Origin of the sequence: Pedobacter yonginensis (assembly GCF_003173595.1) — a bacterium.
GTDB lineage: Bacteria > Bacteroidota > Bacteroidia > Sphingobacteriales > Sphingobacteriaceae > Pedobacter > Pedobacter yonginense.
Window position 1 is genome coordinate 60,048 of the sequence record NZ_QGNZ01000004.1, and the last position, 16,144, is coordinate 76,191.

14 protein-coding genes are annotated in these 16,144 nt (G+C 38.6%); 13 read left to right on the forward strand and 1 reads right to left on the reverse strand.

Features of this window, described 5'->3' with window-relative positions:
* Nucleotides 1-216 precede the first annotated feature (216 nt).
* The 6 genes from DHW03_RS15185 (at nucleotide 217) to DHW03_RS15210 (ending at nucleotide 8,500) form a co-directional block, all read left to right on the forward strand.
* Nucleotides 217-3,327, forward strand: a complete 3,111-nt coding sequence (locus DHW03_RS15185; RefSeq protein WP_109926702.1) for a SusC/RagA family TonB-linked outer membrane protein — start codon at nucleotides 217-219, stop codon at nucleotides 3,325-3,327.
* Nucleotides 3,328-3,337: 10 nt separating this feature from the next.
* A complete protein-coding gene (locus DHW03_RS15190) occupies nucleotides 3,338-4,969 on the forward strand; it encodes a RagB/SusD family nutrient uptake outer membrane protein (protein ID WP_109927210.1) in 1,632 nt (543 codons plus the stop codon).
* A 252-nt stretch (nucleotides 4,970-5,221) separates the two neighbouring features.
* Nucleotides 5,222-6,040 carry a helix-turn-helix domain-containing protein gene (locus DHW03_RS15195; RefSeq protein ID WP_109926703.1) on the forward strand — a complete coding sequence of 273 codons (819 nt, stop codon included), beginning with the start codon at nucleotides 5,222-5,224 and terminating at the stop codon, nucleotides 6,038-6,040.
* A 223-nt stretch (nucleotides 6,041-6,263) separates the two neighbouring features.
* Entirely contained in the window at nucleotides 6,264-6,680 is a 417-nt protein-coding gene (locus DHW03_RS15200; RefSeq protein WP_133248532.1) for a hypothetical protein, read from the forward strand.
* Between the two features lie 229 nt (nucleotides 6,681-6,909).
* Nucleotides 6,910-7,971, forward strand: a complete 1,062-nt coding sequence (locus DHW03_RS15205; protein ID WP_109926705.1) for a hypothetical protein — start codon at nucleotides 6,910-6,912, stop codon at nucleotides 7,969-7,971.
* A gap of 28 nt (nucleotides 7,972-7,999) precedes the next feature.
* Nucleotides 8,000-8,500: an anthrone oxygenase family protein gene (locus DHW03_RS15210; RefSeq protein WP_109926706.1), complete on the forward strand. Its 501-nt coding sequence runs from the start codon at nucleotides 8,000-8,002 to the stop codon at nucleotides 8,498-8,500.
* A gap of 80 nt (nucleotides 8,501-8,580) precedes the next feature.
* On the opposite strand, the gene DHW03_RS15215 is transcribed toward DHW03_RS15210, so the two are convergent.
* Nucleotides 8,581-9,438 carry an NAD(P)H-binding protein gene (locus DHW03_RS15215; protein ID WP_109926707.1) on the reverse strand — a complete coding sequence of 286 codons (858 nt, stop codon included), beginning with the start codon at nucleotides 9,436-9,438 and terminating at the stop codon, nucleotides 8,581-8,583.
* Nucleotides 9,439-9,650: 212 nt separating this feature from the next.
* Between DHW03_RS15215 and DHW03_RS15220 the strand changes: the two genes are divergently transcribed.
* The 7 genes from DHW03_RS15220 to DHW03_RS15255 all read left to right on the forward strand — a co-directional run bounded on the left by DHW03_RS15220 (nucleotide 9,651) and on the right by DHW03_RS15255 (nucleotide 16,141).
* Nucleotides 9,651-9,998, forward strand: coding sequence for a MoaF-related domain-containing protein (locus DHW03_RS15220; RefSeq protein WP_109926708.1), 348 nt, complete (start codon nucleotides 9,651-9,653; stop codon nucleotides 9,996-9,998).
* A 155-nt stretch (nucleotides 9,999-10,153) separates the two neighbouring features.
* Complete coding sequence (locus tag DHW03_RS15225; RefSeq protein ID WP_109926709.1) at nucleotides 10,154-11,332, forward strand: serine hydrolase domain-containing protein; 1,179 nt, start codon at nucleotides 10,154-10,156, stop codon at nucleotides 11,330-11,332.
* Nucleotides 11,333-11,621: 289 nt separating this feature from the next.
* Nucleotides 11,622-11,903, forward strand: a complete 282-nt coding sequence (locus DHW03_RS19695; protein WP_109926710.1) for a DUF6597 domain-containing transcriptional factor — start codon at nucleotides 11,622-11,624, stop codon at nucleotides 11,901-11,903.
* Nucleotides 11,904-12,110: 207 nt separating this feature from the next.
* On the forward strand, nucleotides 12,111-12,290 hold the full coding sequence (locus DHW03_RS15235) for a nuclear transport factor 2 family protein (protein ID WP_109926711.1): 180 nt from the start codon (nucleotides 12,111-12,113) through the stop codon (nucleotides 12,288-12,290).
* A gap of 16 nt (nucleotides 12,291-12,306) precedes the next feature.
* Nucleotides 12,307-12,762, forward strand: a complete 456-nt coding sequence (locus tag DHW03_RS15240; RefSeq protein ID WP_109926712.1) for a GNAT family N-acetyltransferase — start codon at nucleotides 12,307-12,309, stop codon at nucleotides 12,760-12,762.
* A 1,703-nt stretch (nucleotides 12,763-14,465) separates the two neighbouring features.
* Complete coding sequence (locus DHW03_RS15250) at nucleotides 14,466-14,873, forward strand: mobilization protein (RefSeq protein ID WP_109926714.1); 408 nt, start codon at nucleotides 14,466-14,468, stop codon at nucleotides 14,871-14,873.
* Entirely contained in the window at nucleotides 14,855-16,141 is a 1,287-nt protein-coding gene (locus tag DHW03_RS15255) for a relaxase/mobilization nuclease domain-containing protein (protein ID WP_109926715.1), read from the forward strand. The genes DHW03_RS15250 and DHW03_RS15255 overlap by 19 nt, the downstream gene beginning before the upstream one ends.
* The last annotated feature ends 3 nt before the right edge of the window (nucleotides 16,142-16,144 follow it).

Sequence of the window (16,144 nt, forward strand, 5' to 3'; positions counted from 1 at the left end):
CCGGTATATCATTAACTAAACAGGTTCTTCTACAACGACCCTATTCGATTTCAAAACTCAGAAAAAGCACGGTCTGCAAATAGCATAAAACCGACATTTTTAAAATGAATTTTGTTATACAATTAATTTTCATCACACAACCACTTAGATGTCGGTTTTTTCCTATTCCTAGCGTGAAGCATTATTCAAATTTGATTTTTAATTAAATCAAATTTTATGAAAAAAGTTTTACATGGTTTGTTCCTCTTTTTCCTTTTGGCCATACAGGCCAAAGCTCAAGACAGAACAATTACGGGAACCATCACAGGAAAGGATGATGCAATGCCCATCCCCGGAGTTACGGTAAAAATTTCTGGCAGCCCGGGTGGCGCGATCAGCGGTGCAGATGGTAAGTATTCTATAAGGATTTCCTCAGCAGGTAAATCACTGCAATTCTCTTCTATTGGTTTTGTCACAAGAACAATTAACATCGGAAGTTCAAATGTAATTGATGTCTCCTTAACTCTTGAGGCAAAATCATTAAACGAACTCGTGGTAGTTGGTTATGGAAGCGTTAAGCGAAAGGACGTAACAGGTTCTGTCGGGAGTGTTTCTGGTGCAACACTGGCCAGTGCCCCGGTTGCCAGTTTCGATCAGGCTTTGGCTGGAAGGATAACGGGTGTTCAGGTTACGGTTTCAAATGGAATATTAGGTTCAGCTCCAAGAATTCGGATCAGGGGGACCAATAGCATCTCCAATGGCGCAGATCCTTTATATGTTGTGGATGGTTTGCCAATTGTGACAGGGAGCCAGAGTGGAATTATGATGACCAATCCACTCGGTGACATCAATCCAAACGATATCCAAAGTGTCGATGTACTGAAAGATGGTTCTGCAACGGCAATTTATGGTTCAAGGGCAGCAAATGGAGTGGTGATTATTACCACAAAAAAAGGTGCAATAGGTAAGCCAAAAGTAAATTATAGCGCCTGGTTTGCAAGTGCTAATGCTTCAAAAAGATTTAAATTATTAAACGGTTCTGAATTTGTAACGATAGCGAACGAAAAACTGGTTAATGCTGGTGCAGCCCTTGGCGCGGCAGAAAGCGGAATTAATACCGATTGGCAGGATGAGGTGTTAAATTCTGACGCTTTTCAGCAAAACCACTCCTTAGCTTTTAGTGGGGCAACAGATCAGACGAATTATTACTTTTCTTTGGGCTATTCGGATTTAAAGGGAATTATTAAAGCAAATACACAGTCGAAATACCAGTTTTTCGGTAAGCTGGAACAAAAGGCTTTGAACAACCACTTAACTTTTGGCATCAATGCAAACCTAAACTATAGCAAAAATCTAGGGTTACAAATCGGTGCGAACACCCTATCGGGAAACATGGTTAATGCATTGAGGGCCCTTCCAAATGTTTCGCCACTGAATCCGGATGGATCTTATAATTTTAGCGCAGACCAGGCAAGACTGGGTAAGGGTGTCAACTTAAGAGAAATCGATGACAACTACACCAACATTAAATTCGTTTTGGAAAACAATATCTTCAGGAACCAGAATTTAAATTTCTTGGGGGGAACATTCTTGAACATCAATATTATCCCAGGCCTGGATGTCAAAACACAACTTTCTACCAATGCTTTATATGGCGAAGATTATCGTTATTGGAGCCCGCTTCATGGAGATGGCCGAGGAACGGGCGGATCTGTAATTCAACAATATGTCCCAACATTCAGGTATGTATGGACCAATACGGTCTCATACAATAAAACTATAGGCGATCATTCCATTGGTGCAACCGCAGGTCTAGAATATCAAAAATCAAGATTCAGATTTTTTAGTGCCAGTGGAACAAATATTTCCAGTCTGTTTTTTGGTGGGGAGAATATCATCTCAAATGCATTTCCACAAAATACCTTCGGAATAGGTGGTGGCATATCAGAAAATGCCTATCAATCCTATTTCATCCGTGGAAGCTACGGCTATAAAGATCGGTATCTATTAAGTGCAACGTATAGAAAGGATAAAATATCATCTCTGCCTGTTGGCAACCAGGACGCAAATCTACCGGGGGCATCTTTGGCCTGGAGGGTTTCAAAGGAAAATTTCTTCACAGCCTCCGAAGGGCTAAAATTTATTAATGATTTCAAAATAAGAGGGGGTTATGCAAAAGTCGGCAATACGGATATCGGGAACTATCCGTTTGCCGGAACTTTTGCAGCTGCAACTTATGGTGCTCAAAGTGGTTTGTTTTATTCGCAGGCAGGAAATGCGTCTTTAAAATTCGAAACCAGTAAAAAGTATAATATAGGCTTTGATTTAACGATGATCAACAGTAGGATTACGGTTAGTGCCGACTATTTTAAGAACGATATCGATAATCTGATTCTTTTCTCTCCAACGGCACCATCGCTTGGTGTACCCGGAAATGGAATTAACCAAAATATTGGAAAAATGACCAATAAGGGGTACGAATTCTCGGTAAGCTTCATGAATGTCAAAAACGATAACTTTAACTGGGACACCGATGTTAACCTAACCCTTGTTAAAAATAAAATTAACCAGTTGGCCAATAACAATGCGGATGTAATTCAAGCTTCTGGTTATAATATCAATCGTGTTGGCGAATCAATCGGATCTATTTATGGGTACCAGTATGCAGGCGTAAATTCCGCCAATGGTAATCCGTTATATTACAAAGCCAACGGACAAATCATTCAGGGCAACATAGCAAACCAAGCGTATTATTTATACGATCCGGCTAACCCCGGTACACTTGGTGCTGCCTCGACTTTATCTTCCAGCGACAAGCAAATTCTTGGAAATAGTAATCCAACTTATTTCGGGGGAATTAACAATTCGGTTACCTATAAAAACTTTGATTTTTCTATTTATCTAGTTTTCTCTGGAGGCAATAAAGTAATGAATGTTACCCGCCAAGAAAGTTTATTAAATCAAAAATTTTTAAATAACGGAATTGAGGTTTTAGATAGATGGACGCCATCCAACACTCAAACCAGCGTACCTAAACTATATTATGCCAGAGATGCCTTTACAAATGTAAATTCCAATGCGGTAAGCCGGTTTGTGGAAGATGGTAAATTTATTAGAGGGCAAAACATTATGCTGGGTTACGCATTGCCAACAAAATGGCTGACTCCAATATTTTTAAGCAGGGTAAGGTTGTACGGCCAAGTACAAAATGCATTTGTAATTACAAACTATTCAGGGCTTGATCCTGAACTGAATTCATCTAATACAACCAACAGCCAGGCAGGCGTAGATTACAATACGAATCCAAAATCGAGGAGTTATGTTTTAGGAATAAATGTTGGATTTTAAAGCTACAGATATGAAAAAAGTATTAAAACAATTTAAGATAAAAGAAACGGTTTTTGCCCTCGGGCTTTTAACTTTGGTATGCGTTAGCTCATGTAAAAAATTTACGGATCTTAATCCAAAAAGCGCACTCTCAGAATCATCGGCTTTCTCTACACCGGCTAATATCGAACTTGCAATGGTTGGTGTATACAACACTGCTACTGTTGGAAGCTATAATGGTGGGGCTGGCAGAGGCTACCCGTTTGGGGCCGCTTCTATCATTCAGGCGGAAATGCGGGGAGAAGATATGGTCAATCTGGCCAGTTTTTATCAGATCACCTATGAAAGTACCATTACTTCATCTACCGCAAACAATATTAACATGTGGAGCAATTTATATGCCCTTATCAATCAATGTAACGTTGTAATTGATGGCGTTACCGAAGCGGCCGCAAAAGGAACAATTCCGACCAGTGTGGCAAATAAGTATGCGGCAGAATCTAGATTTCTAAGAGCGCTTGCTTTTCATGAACTAGTCATCGATTTCTGCCGTCCATACGTTGATGGAAATGGAAATAAACCTGGTGTTCCCTACCGAACAGTTGGTGTAAACTCTGTTGACAAGGTTCAGGATCAATTGAAGGTTCCCAGAGGTACGGTGGCCGAAGATTATGCGCAAATATTGGCGGATTTGGATTTTGCCGAAGAAAACCTGCCTGCCAATACAGCGGGCGCTGGCTTTACCAGAGCGACTAAAGGCGCAGCAATCGCTTTTAAAACGAGAGTTAAGCTTCATATGAATGATTTTGCAGGTGTAATTACCGAAGGTGCAAAACTTGGAACCTCGGCACCTGCGGGTCCGTTTACAAGTCCGATAAGTAATTATACGTTAACTGCAAGTCCGGATGGACCATTTGTCTCTTATAAAAACAATTCGGAATCTATTTTTTCTATAGAAAACGGACCAGCATCGAATGGAGATGTTAACGGAGCGCTGCCAAATATGTTTGGTCCTGCAGCAAATGCATTAAACGGTCAGGTTGGACGAAATCTAGTAGCTACAAGCCCAAATTTATATAACGCGGCTTTTTGGATCAATAACGATTCTAGAAGAACATTACTCCAAATTCAGCAAACCACCGTTGGTGCCAAGTATTATTTCAATTATAAATATAGAGAGCCTGCAACAAGTTCAGATTATGCACCAATTATCCGCTATGCAGAGGTTTTACTCAATGTTGCAGAGGCCTATTCAAGGACAGCTGCACTAGATACAAGAGCATTAAATTTGTTAAATGCGGTTAGAAATCGGGCTGTGCCAGTGGCCAGTCAATATACCATAGCTAATTTTACAAATCAAAACGCTTTAACCCAGGCAATTCTGAACGAGCGCAGAATTGAGTTTGCAGGCGAAGGCAGAAGATGGCCGGACATAACCAGACTTTCGCAAGACCCAACTTTCCAAGTTGCGGGTGGCGGTGTTCCGGCTAAAATTTTAGTTACCGCACTAAACGGGTCTGGCTCCAATTGGGATGTTATAAACCGACCAGTTACCCTGGCAGCAAAGGGCGCACTTCCGTATTCTGATTTTCATTATATATGGCCAATTCCTCAAGATGAGTTGAACGCCAACCCGGTTATAGCCCAAAACCCTGGATATTAATCCTTATTTTCTTAAAGCCGGTTCTTGTAGCCGGCTTTTTTTTAAGCCAAATTAACACGAGAATCAAAGCCTTAAGTGTATGAAGGCAAGTTTCTATAGTAAGATCGACGTTCATCGCCACAGATAAAAATTTTATTTCAAGCCTTTATTCGGCTATTTTTAACAAAAGGATTTATCAACCCTTTTTTAATCGAAAATACTTTTTCGAAGCCAGCGGAATAAACGATTTAATGAATTTAATTTTTATATCTCATGAATCATCAAATTATCCAACCACCTGAAATCCTGAAAAGATATGTACGTTTTTTTTGGACAATCGATCAAAAATCTGTTTCCAATTTAGAATCGACCTTGAAGATTTTTGCCTGCCGTTATCCAAGAATGGTTTTTCAGCACGACAATGGGAATTCTGCCATTAAGAACAACGATTCAACAATGCCAAATGCCTTTTTAAGCGGGATAAATATTAAGCCGTATACCGCGATTATGTCAAGTTCTTTTACCCTTACTGGTGTAAGTTTTTACCCTTATGCGATTAAGCCATTGTTTGGGATTGATATGCATGAGCTATGTGATGAATTTCCAGATCTTCAAAATTTTATGGAACCAGAACTTTGTATGCAGATTCTCGAAAAATCTACACACACTGAAAAGATTGACTTGCTGATTAATTTTCTGTGCAAAAGATTAATAAAGCTGTTTAAAGGCAATCCATTAGATCATAAAATTTTTGATTTGCCGGATATTCAGCATCAGGATACCAGTGTTTTCTACCTCAGAAAATCATTAAAGATTTCGGAAAGACAGCTAGAAAGAAGGTTTAAGCATATGGTTGGTCTGAGTCCCAAACAATACCTGCGGGTTTCTAGGTTCGAGCAGGCATTTGCACTTATTCAGCAAAGGGTAGCCAGCAAACTCGGCCCACTCGCTTACGAGTTAAATTATGTTGATCAATCGCATTTTATAAAGGACTTTAAAGAACTATCCGGTTTTACACCCAGCGAATTAATCAAGAAAAATAAGATTTTAGAGGACAGCTCCAGTATTGTTTTCAATTCTGAAAATTCATGAGAAGAAATATTATGGACATCAGCTTTCTCCAAATATTGTAAAATACAACGCGCTAAGTTCGTATTGGTTTCAAATAAAATTTAAGGATAAAGCTTTCAGTCCACAGTTGTCGGCTTTTTACAATGTGTTTAAAAACTATAAACTGATTTTTGAAGCGGAAAGCTAAGGCATTAACATGCCCAATGCTCCAAAAATAATTCAGAGGCTATCTATTAAAAAACTTATGAAAAAACAGATTTTTAAATTACTCTTATTTGGCATTTTAATTTCCACATTATTATTTGCCTGCAAAAAAGAAGATGTTACTCCGAACAGAATTGCCGGAACTTACATTGCCAACGAGATTGAAGATTATAAGACAAACAAAATTGAGCCTTCTCCAAATGCGTCTGGCCAATCTGTAAAGATTACGGTAAATCTTACCAATTCAGAAAAGAACGCCGACCTAAAATTCTACATTATCGAGAATGGAAAGGAAACACTGGTAGCAAGCTTTAATTTTATAGTTTCAAAAGATGCCGATGGAGACTATTCCTTATTGGATCAAACCGATAACAATAAGCTGATGGCATTTTTTATTGATAATGAAGCCGATTTTTACTTTGCCACAGGTTATAGAATTAGTGCAAAAAAACAATAGGCACTCTTGATGGATTTTTATAATAACCTCAATCCCCATCCAATAACATTGACTTGCTTGAATTAGGAAAATTTCGGCTCAATCTTATTGATACATAAGACCGGTTTTGGCTAATCGGTCTTTTTATTGAACGGTAAGTCCTGAATAGCCATATATAAATGCTTAAGTTATTTTGTCGTTTTTGTTCTATTTAAGCCTTTGTAATTAACTGATTTTTGGATAAAAGAACATGAATAACTACAACATCCAAAATAAAAATAAGCAGACGCTTTTTTTTGCAGGAATACAATTTCAAAAAAAGTTTAACAGGGCTGGTTTAGTTTTGCCCAGAACGGTGAAAACAGTTTTAAACATTCTTGCTGTATATATAGTGATCCTAATTTTTGCAGCCTTTAGCAAAAAATGGATAGGAGCTGTCGGCGATAGCTATATGTTGCCTAAACTTTCTGATTATCATATTTATCAGGGAAGTATGTCTATTCTGAATCCTTCGTCAAGATTTATTCCCTATCAGATTTCTAGTCCACTTTTTAGCAATTATGCAGAAAAGCAACGCCTAATCTTTGTTCCTTCGGGCAAAAAATTAAGTGCCTTAAATAATGGATTGCCAGTGTTTCCCGATGGGACTATTTTGGTTAAAACTTTTTATTACGCATCCGATGAACACCAAAATAAGCAGATTGTTGAAACCAGATTACTACATAAAATAAATGGAGTTTGGCGGGCCGGAACTTATTTATGGAACAAGGAGCAAAATGAAGCCACCCTTCAGAGTGGGGGCGCTTCCACAAAAATAGCTCGAATGAATAAAAACGGAGCGTTATTAAAATTCAATTATAAACTTCCAAGCCCATCAGAGTGCGGAAAATGCCATGGTTCAGAAGAGGGGGCATTGCCATTGGGCTTCAAAATAAGTAATCTTAACATTAATATTCAAAATGGAGAATTAAACCAGCTTACGTATCTAAACCGTTTAAACATTTTAAATGACCTGGATCAAACTAAATTTTCTGTATTCCCAAATTGGAGAGATTCGGCTACCCCAATTAATCTAAAAGCCAGGGCTTATTTGGATTTAAACTGTGCACACTGCCATAGTCCTAATGGGTACTGCGCGGGAGCAGGTCTTGATTTTCGCTTTACAACCCCCGATCATTTGACCGGGATCAAGGGAAAAGAAAACCGAATTATCCGCATGGTCGAAAATGGGGATATGCCGTACATCGGTGCTGCAACCGTTCACCAAGAAGGGCTCGACATCCTTAAGAAATATTTAAGTAACATTAAGTAAATAAAATATCAATTTAATAAAATCCGCTATGACTTTTAGAACCCTAATTCTTTTCGCTACCATTGTTTCTACTGCCCTTATTGGTGGTTTATTTTATGCTTACTCCTGTTCGGTTTTGCCAGGATTAACTCGGTTATCTGATGCTTCTTTTCTTGCTGCCATGCAATCCATTAATAGAGCTATTCTTAATCCGCTGTTTTTTACCACTTTTATGGGCACATTACTGTTATTGCCATTATGCACATGGCTCTTTTATGACCGCGGACAGGTACTCGCCTTTACTTTGCTTCTTGTAGCCTTCCTCCTCTATTTTGGAGGCGTTTTCCTCATCACTATGGCCGGTAACGTACCGCTTAACAACATGTTGGATGTGGCAGATTTAACTAAGCTCGATGCAAACGAATTGGCATCATTAAGATATAGATTTGAATCGTCGTGGAATATGTTCCATCAAATTAGGACCCTTGCAGGTGTTGTTTGTATTGCCTTGGTTTCTTTTGCTGCGCTCAGCATCCGAACCATAAAATAGAATTACGTCCTGACCAGTAATTCAAACAGAATGCCCTAAAATTTAGGGCATTCTGTTTCTTAATAAAATAATAAAAGCGATTAAATTGCACTATCCGGTACCTCAGTCCAAATCCCTGAATCGTTAAGCGATTGTGCAAATTCAGAAAAATCTTTTGCAGGTCTCCCCAAGGCTTCAAAAACGCCATCGGCGATAGAAGCGTTTCTTCCATCCAACACTTCAGAAAATAAATGACCGATCAAATCAATCTGATCTTTTGGTATCTCGTATACTGCCAACATTTCCTTATAGGCCTCTAGTGACAATTTTTCATAATGAATCTTTCTATCAGTAGCTATGGCAATTTCATTTACAGCTTCATTAAAGCTTAATAATCTGGGACCGGTAAGTTCATATAACCTATTTACGTGGCCACTTTCTGTTAGAGCGGCTACAGCTACATCGGCAATATCATCTACATCAATAAACGGCTCCTTAACCTCACCTGCCGGAAGTGCGACATAACCTGCAAGAATTGGATCTAACAGATAACCCTCACTAAAATTCTGATTAAACCAGCTGGCCCTAAGTATCGTCCATTCTAATCCAGAATTGACCACAACCTGCTCTGCCTGTTCGGCTTCTTTTTCGCCACGACCAGAAAGCAATACAAGTTTTTTAACGCCTGTTTTTTTTGCCATTTCTACAAAAGACTCAATATCCTTTATTGCTCTGGGAACTGCCAAATCTGGCTGGTAGGAAATGTAAATACTGATAATGTTTTCAACTGCCCCAGGCCAGGTAGAATCATCAACCCAGTCAAACTTCGGTTCTGCATGGCGAGATCCTGATCTTACATCCATACCCTTACCCTTAAGCAGAGAGGAAATCCGACGCCCTGTTTTTCCATTTGCACCAAGAACAAGAATAGTTCCGGTTTCGTTTTTTGTGTTTTCCATATTGTTCTAATTTAAATTTGATGGTCACTTTATAATTTATCGTCAAAATTAGCGCTGGTATCAGAAGAATAATAGAACAGAACCGACATTTCATGGGCTTGTTTAAACGGGAAAACTACAAATAGGAATGGCATATTGTCGGTTTTATCCTATAAGGAATGGCGCTTCCTCAATAAATTTGATTTTCAAATCAACCGCTAAAACGCATAGAGATGGAAATTATATTCAAAAATGTTGCTGTGGATTTTGGAGACTTAAAAATGATGCTCCATTTCAAGAGTGATACTGTTCTTGCAATTACCGTAACTGAAATAAATACACAAAGTATAAACATTACCGAAATCATTGATATAAAAATCGTGGTACAACGGCCCATGTTGCTCTTGTTATTTTGGAACGATGCTATCGGGAATATCATCACTCAAATTCACGATTATGAAAAAGGGGTTATTCATTCCAACTGGATATCTACAAGTGGAGTCCTAATTACCCTTACAGGGTCTTTAAAACCTATAGATTGTTGGAAAATTCCCATCTTATTAATGCCATGGGTGTGTTAATGCAGCATAGAATTATTTCCTAAAAATTTCTAACACTTGTAAATAGCTCAGATTCTTGGCTACGGAAGATAAAAATGACGGTTTTTTACAATCATCCACCATTCTGAATAAGCACCTTTGAAAAAAGATATATCCTAAAAATTAATCCTCTATTCATGCAGAAACATTTTTTCATAGTTTTCACATTTTTTTCTTTATTATGTCTGGTAAGAGATGGTTTCGCTCAAAAAATCAATCCCGAAAAGCTCGCCGCCTACATTGCAGAAAATTCAGCCCATCACTCAGAAGCGATAATTATTTATCAGGATAACCAACTGATCGCCGAAAAATATTATGGAGTTGGTTCTAAACGGAAGCGGATCGAGGCCATGTCGGCAACTAAGAGCATTATCGGCCTTACTGTGGCCTGCATGCTTACCGACAAAAAGATCGAAAACCTGGATATACCCATATGCAAATTTTATCCCGAGTGGAACCAAGGGCAAAAAAAACTCATTACTTTGCGTCATTTAGTCAACATGACTTCGGGTCTTCAAAATAATCCCAATGCAGGAGTGGAAATTTATCCAAGTAATGATTTTGTTCAGCTTGCGCTTTGTGCCGAGCTTTCAGACGAGCCAGGTACCACCTTTAAATACAACAACAAATCTCTTAATCTGCTGGCTGGTGTAATTCAAAAAATCACCGGAAAAAGAATGGACGCATATATTGCCGAAAGACTTTTTAAACCCTTGGGCATTAAAAATTTCACCTGGACAAAGGATAAAGCCGGTAATCCGCACGTTATGTCTGGTTGCCAAATTACACCACCAGATTTTGTAAAAATTGGGCTCTTGGTTTTAAATAATGGTAAATATGGGCAACAAACCATTGTAAATGAAAATGCAATGGCCGAATTGTTAAATCCAGCATCAGTCTTTATGGGCTATGGTATGCTCTGGTGGCTGGATTATGAAAACACAACTTCTGTTATTGATGATAGTGTAATCACCCGCCTCCGAAAACAAGGTGTAGATAAAAATTTTATCGCAAAAGTAGAGTTGATGAAAGGTAGCTATAAAAATGGCGAATATTTAACAGCACTAAAAAAAGTTTTTGGAGAGCAGGCAGTTGATACGCTAAATGCATATTTAATCCCTTATGGAGCCGAAATGAGGCGACGCGAATTTGGTGGGGCCATAAAATACAGGGCTGATGGGTATCTGGGCAATTATATTATTGTTGATCCCAAAACCAAAATAGTAGCCATAAGAATGATTAGCTACGATAGTTATAAAGAACCCGAAGATGGTTTCCCTGATTTCAAAAATATTGTGAAAAAAATAGTAGACTAAAATAGCTAGATTATAGACAGCTCAGAGGGAACGATTTAAAAAGACAATAAGTGATTCTGCAAAAGGCAGGGGTATATTTAAATTCCTGTACCAAAAAGGGCGAGAGGTATGTGGACTTTATCAATATAGTTCATAAGAGGACAAGGGAAATATTGAATAAGCAGGGAATGGAGCCCTAAAATTATCATATCGTTGGAAATGAAAGATTTGTTTTATGGGATAACGCTACAATGAGATATATTGAAATCAGACCACATATTTCCCTACAAGCTTATATTGAGACGTACTGTTGGTAAAAACGGGTTCAGATCCAAATGAGGTCAAAAAGATACTGCCAGACGGCTGCATAGATATCATATTGAATTTAGGATCAGATTTGATTGCTGAAAATGGTATTTATAAGATAAGAACAGATAGTGCAACCCTGTTCGGTACAATGACGATTTATAAAGATATCATCATGAATAGCAACACCTATTTGTTAGGTTTCAGGTTTAAGCCCTTGGGTTTTTTTGCTTTTTATCGATATGATTCTTTAGATTTAATAGCAAATAAGAGTGTTGAATTTTAAAAAAAAACTGGTCCCTGAATTCATTTGTGCATTTGAAAACCCTACCTATTTTGAACAGTCATTTTCTTCCTATTAGACAAAGTGCTGCACAAAGAATTTAGACTATTTAATAACGGATTTATGGGAGGTTCTGGTGTTACAGATATAGATTAGCAAAAATATTTAAAAAACATTAAAGAAGGCATTTTTGGCGGATTATCAAGAACATTGCAGATTGAAAGTATTGATGATAATAACACTATTGCCTTGATTAAAATCCGTTTGGAAAATGCTGAAAATTATTTTGTGTCTTATAACTCTTTGGTTTTGGATGTTAATAATGAATGGATGATTATTAGCAACGTTGCCTTAGTAGCTGCTAAAAATTTGAGTCCAACAAATCGCTAATCACAATTTGTAAAATATGGAAGAACAGATAGCATATGATACATTTCAAATGGAAGATTCTGAACCACTACTCAAAATGGGAATCAAACTTTGGAAGGACTACACAGAACCTGAATTAAAAAAACAGCTACAAAATGTTTTTTTATCAGATAATCAGAGAATTTTACTTGCAAAAAATCCTAAAGGAATAGCAGTCGGATTCTCAATCTTTTCTATCAGGCAGGACTATGTGGAAGGAGCGGAAAAAACGCCAACAGGATATTTAGAAGGAATATATGTTGAACCGGAATTTCGCAAGAAAGGGATTGCTAAAAAATTCCTACAAATAGGAGAGGAATGGTTGAAAGTCAACAATTGCACCCAAATTGGCTCCGACACCTGGCTAAATGATAAAGAATCTCGAAAATTTCATAAAAAAATAGGGTTTTTGGAAGAAGATGAGTTAGTGCATTTTTTGAAAAAAATAACATAAAAACGAACAACATACCATTAGTATAAAAAATAGGTCTGGATTGACAACTTCAAATCTAGGTTTAAAACTCAAGAAGTTCCAAAAATTACTTTTAGACATTTGTTGAGCCATAGGTCAGGTCTGCTTCAGTAAGCTCCGCTTGGAAACAATTATGATACGGCACAATATTCGTTTGAGAACATATCAAAAGCATGAATGAAACATGGTTAAGGTTTCCGGTAGGTGGATTTTACAGTTACTCCAACATGGGTATGGATCTTGTTGGCTACGTGCTTTCTAGGCAATCCCACTTAACCTTTCCGGATTATATGAAAAAAAAACTGCTTCCAAATCTCCGGTAGGCAGGAAGTGTATAAATTGATCGATTCCGCAAATCATACATTAGTATTTGAATGTGACAACATCTATAACGATGGCAAAACCATCCGGTCACAAAGAATCTTAAACATCCGTGTGACCGAAATGACCTATCAATTGAATATGAGTACCCATCAAGCCAAAGAATCCCAAAACCACTTATCAGCTCATCTGGTCAAGTTAAACATATACTGTTTTAGCCAAATCCGTATTTTTTTTAAGAGAGGCAAATGGGAAAGAAACTGAGCTGCTTGATCAGGTTTTCTTCAGGAACAAAAATAAGCATGTCTCTAATTTTTGCCAAACTGAATAAAAATGAATCTTAGCTTACAATATAAAGATCGCTGATTGGCATATATGACGATCTTGTTTTTAAGCTTCATCAGCCATATCAAATCCCAGTGTGTCGAGATAAACGCTGAAAATTGCACGAAATGCATCATTTTGGCAGAGCAATCTGCCAATAGAATTGCAATTTTAGATTTGGAAAAAGAGCAATTGTATGGCAATGGTTTCCTGCTTGCAATTGAAGTACATCACTTGAAATGATCCCGAAATCCAAACGAAATAAAATCTGTGTTTGGTGGTAAGTATATCTTAAACTGCATCAGGCGGAACGGTTACTTTAATTAGGATTGCAGACAAAAATAGTAAGGTTTATGCTTTCGTAGAAGGTAAATGGAGAATCCAATTGATTTGACACCGTTATGCCAGATTAATAATAGCAAAATAAATAATGGTTTAATACAAATTTTAGTTCCGGCAAGATGGGGTCAACCTCCTGCGGTTTGTTCGCGAATCTGCTTAGTAGCTCTAGAACGCCATACAGGAACTTTTTAATTCCCCATGAACAGCGTAACGGTTCAAACTCAAAAGATGCTCTTGACAATAAAGGGGAGGTTATCAGGAGTTTAGAAACATGATTACGGTTATTTTCTTCGAACTTACTAATCATTGGGTATCACCATAGTGAGCACCTTTATATATAATCTGTGTTTGCCAATTTGGTCAAAAGACAAAGTACATATGAACTGCGAAAAAAAACCGAAAAGCAAAGACAGGCGAACCGATTTCCCCAACCCCCAAATCCTGAGGATGAACATTCGTGCGCTCCTCAATTCATTCAAAGATGTAATGGCACAAAGTCGCACCGAAAAACGGTAACCCATTGTGACACAGATTTCCGCCGGTGACAGAATCAGCCTATGGATCAAATCAGTATTTTACGGCCACTCGGGTGTCCCGCAAGATGTAGAATTGTCCACAATTCTATTCTTGCCGCCCTTGTGGTCGGGGTTTTCCTCGGAACTCGGAAAACCTGAAAAACAGACAAAGGAGAAAATCAGATGAGTAACAAAACCATAGAAAAACAGCCCCGCCTCACCCATCCGGTCAGGACAAGGGTAACCGAGAAAACACACGAAAAGCTACAGGAACTTAAAGCGACAAGCAATTGCAGATCCATCGGAGAAGTTGCCCGTAAAATACTTTCGCGGGAAAAAATCCTCTGCTTTTATACCGATACCACTATGAACGCGCCGATGGAAGAACTTGCCTCGATCAGAAAAGAACTGAAATCAATCGGGGTAAACATCAACCAGCAGACCAGACATTTCCATACTGCTGAAAGCGAGCTTCAGCGGTCTTTCCATTTCATGAAAACCTCGGATCTTTATAAGAACGTCGGCGAAAAAGTAGACCGTCTTCTTTTTCTCATCGGTCAGCTTTCCCTGAAATGGTTGCAAGAATCTTGAGCGGTTATAGCATGCGCGGCCTTTTGAATTACAATGAGACGAAGGTAGAATCCGGTGATGCACGCCTGATCATGGCAAACCGCTTTGCAGTGGATATAGAACAGCTTGACCCTAGAGCGAAGCTTAAAAGGTTTGAGCGGCTAACGGTATTAAACGGCAGGGCAAAAAGAAATGCATTACACATCATGCTTAACTTTGACAGATCGGATAAGCTCAAAGACGAAAAGCTCACCCAAATCGCAATCAGGTATATGGAGGGAATCGGATTTGGGGAGCAGCCGTTTCTTGTCTATCGCCACCATGACGTGAGCCATCCGCACATTCATATTGTGACCACAAATATCAGGGAAGACGGTTCAAGGATTGATTTTCATAATCTGGGAAGGACGCTTTCCGAAGAAAACCGGATGTTGATAGAAAAGGAATTCCAGCTTACCGAATCCAAAGGCCGCGGGCAAAGCTTTGAACCCGGGATAGAATCCGCAAAAATTAAAAAGGCTATTTACGGCAAAAGGCCAACCAAACAGTCCATTTATAATATCGTTACGCCGGTTTTGAGAAGTTATGCGTTTACCTCTCTTGCGGAGTTCAACGCCGTTCTGGCCCAGTTCAATGTTGTGGCCGATAGGGGTGCAGAGGATTCGCTCATGTTTCAGCGTAAAGGTTTGGTTTATTCCATTATTGATGAAAAGGGAAAAAGGATCGGCGTACCCATAAAAGCAAGCATGCTGGCAGGAAAACCAATACTCACCGAAATCGAAAAGAAATTCCCGAAAAATACCCTGAAAAGAAAAATGTTCAGGGAGCCTTTGAAAAAATCCATTGATGGGATTTTTGGTAAATATCAGCAGTTAAGCAGGGCAACCTTTGAAAAAGAACTTGCGGATAAGGGAATTGCCACTGTCTTTAAGAAAAACACGCAGGGGCTTATTTACGGAATAACTTTCATTGATCACAAAAGCCGCTGCGTATTCAACGGCAGTGACCTTGGAAAACCCTATAGCGCCAAGATGCTTTCTGAGCGGCTTTCCCAAAGCGACAGGCAGTTTATTTTGGAGCAGCCAACAGATAGATCAAGATACAATCAAGGCAAATCCGGAACAAATAGCCCTTTCTTGGATGCCCGCAATGAAAGCAGTAAAGAAAGCCTTCCTGGAATTTTATTTGAAAAACCGGTTTTTGAGCCGGATCCTTTATCGCCCGGTAAAAGAAGGAAAAAGAAAAAACAAAGACGGGGGCAGTCAAATGACAACTCAAGACAAATTTAAATA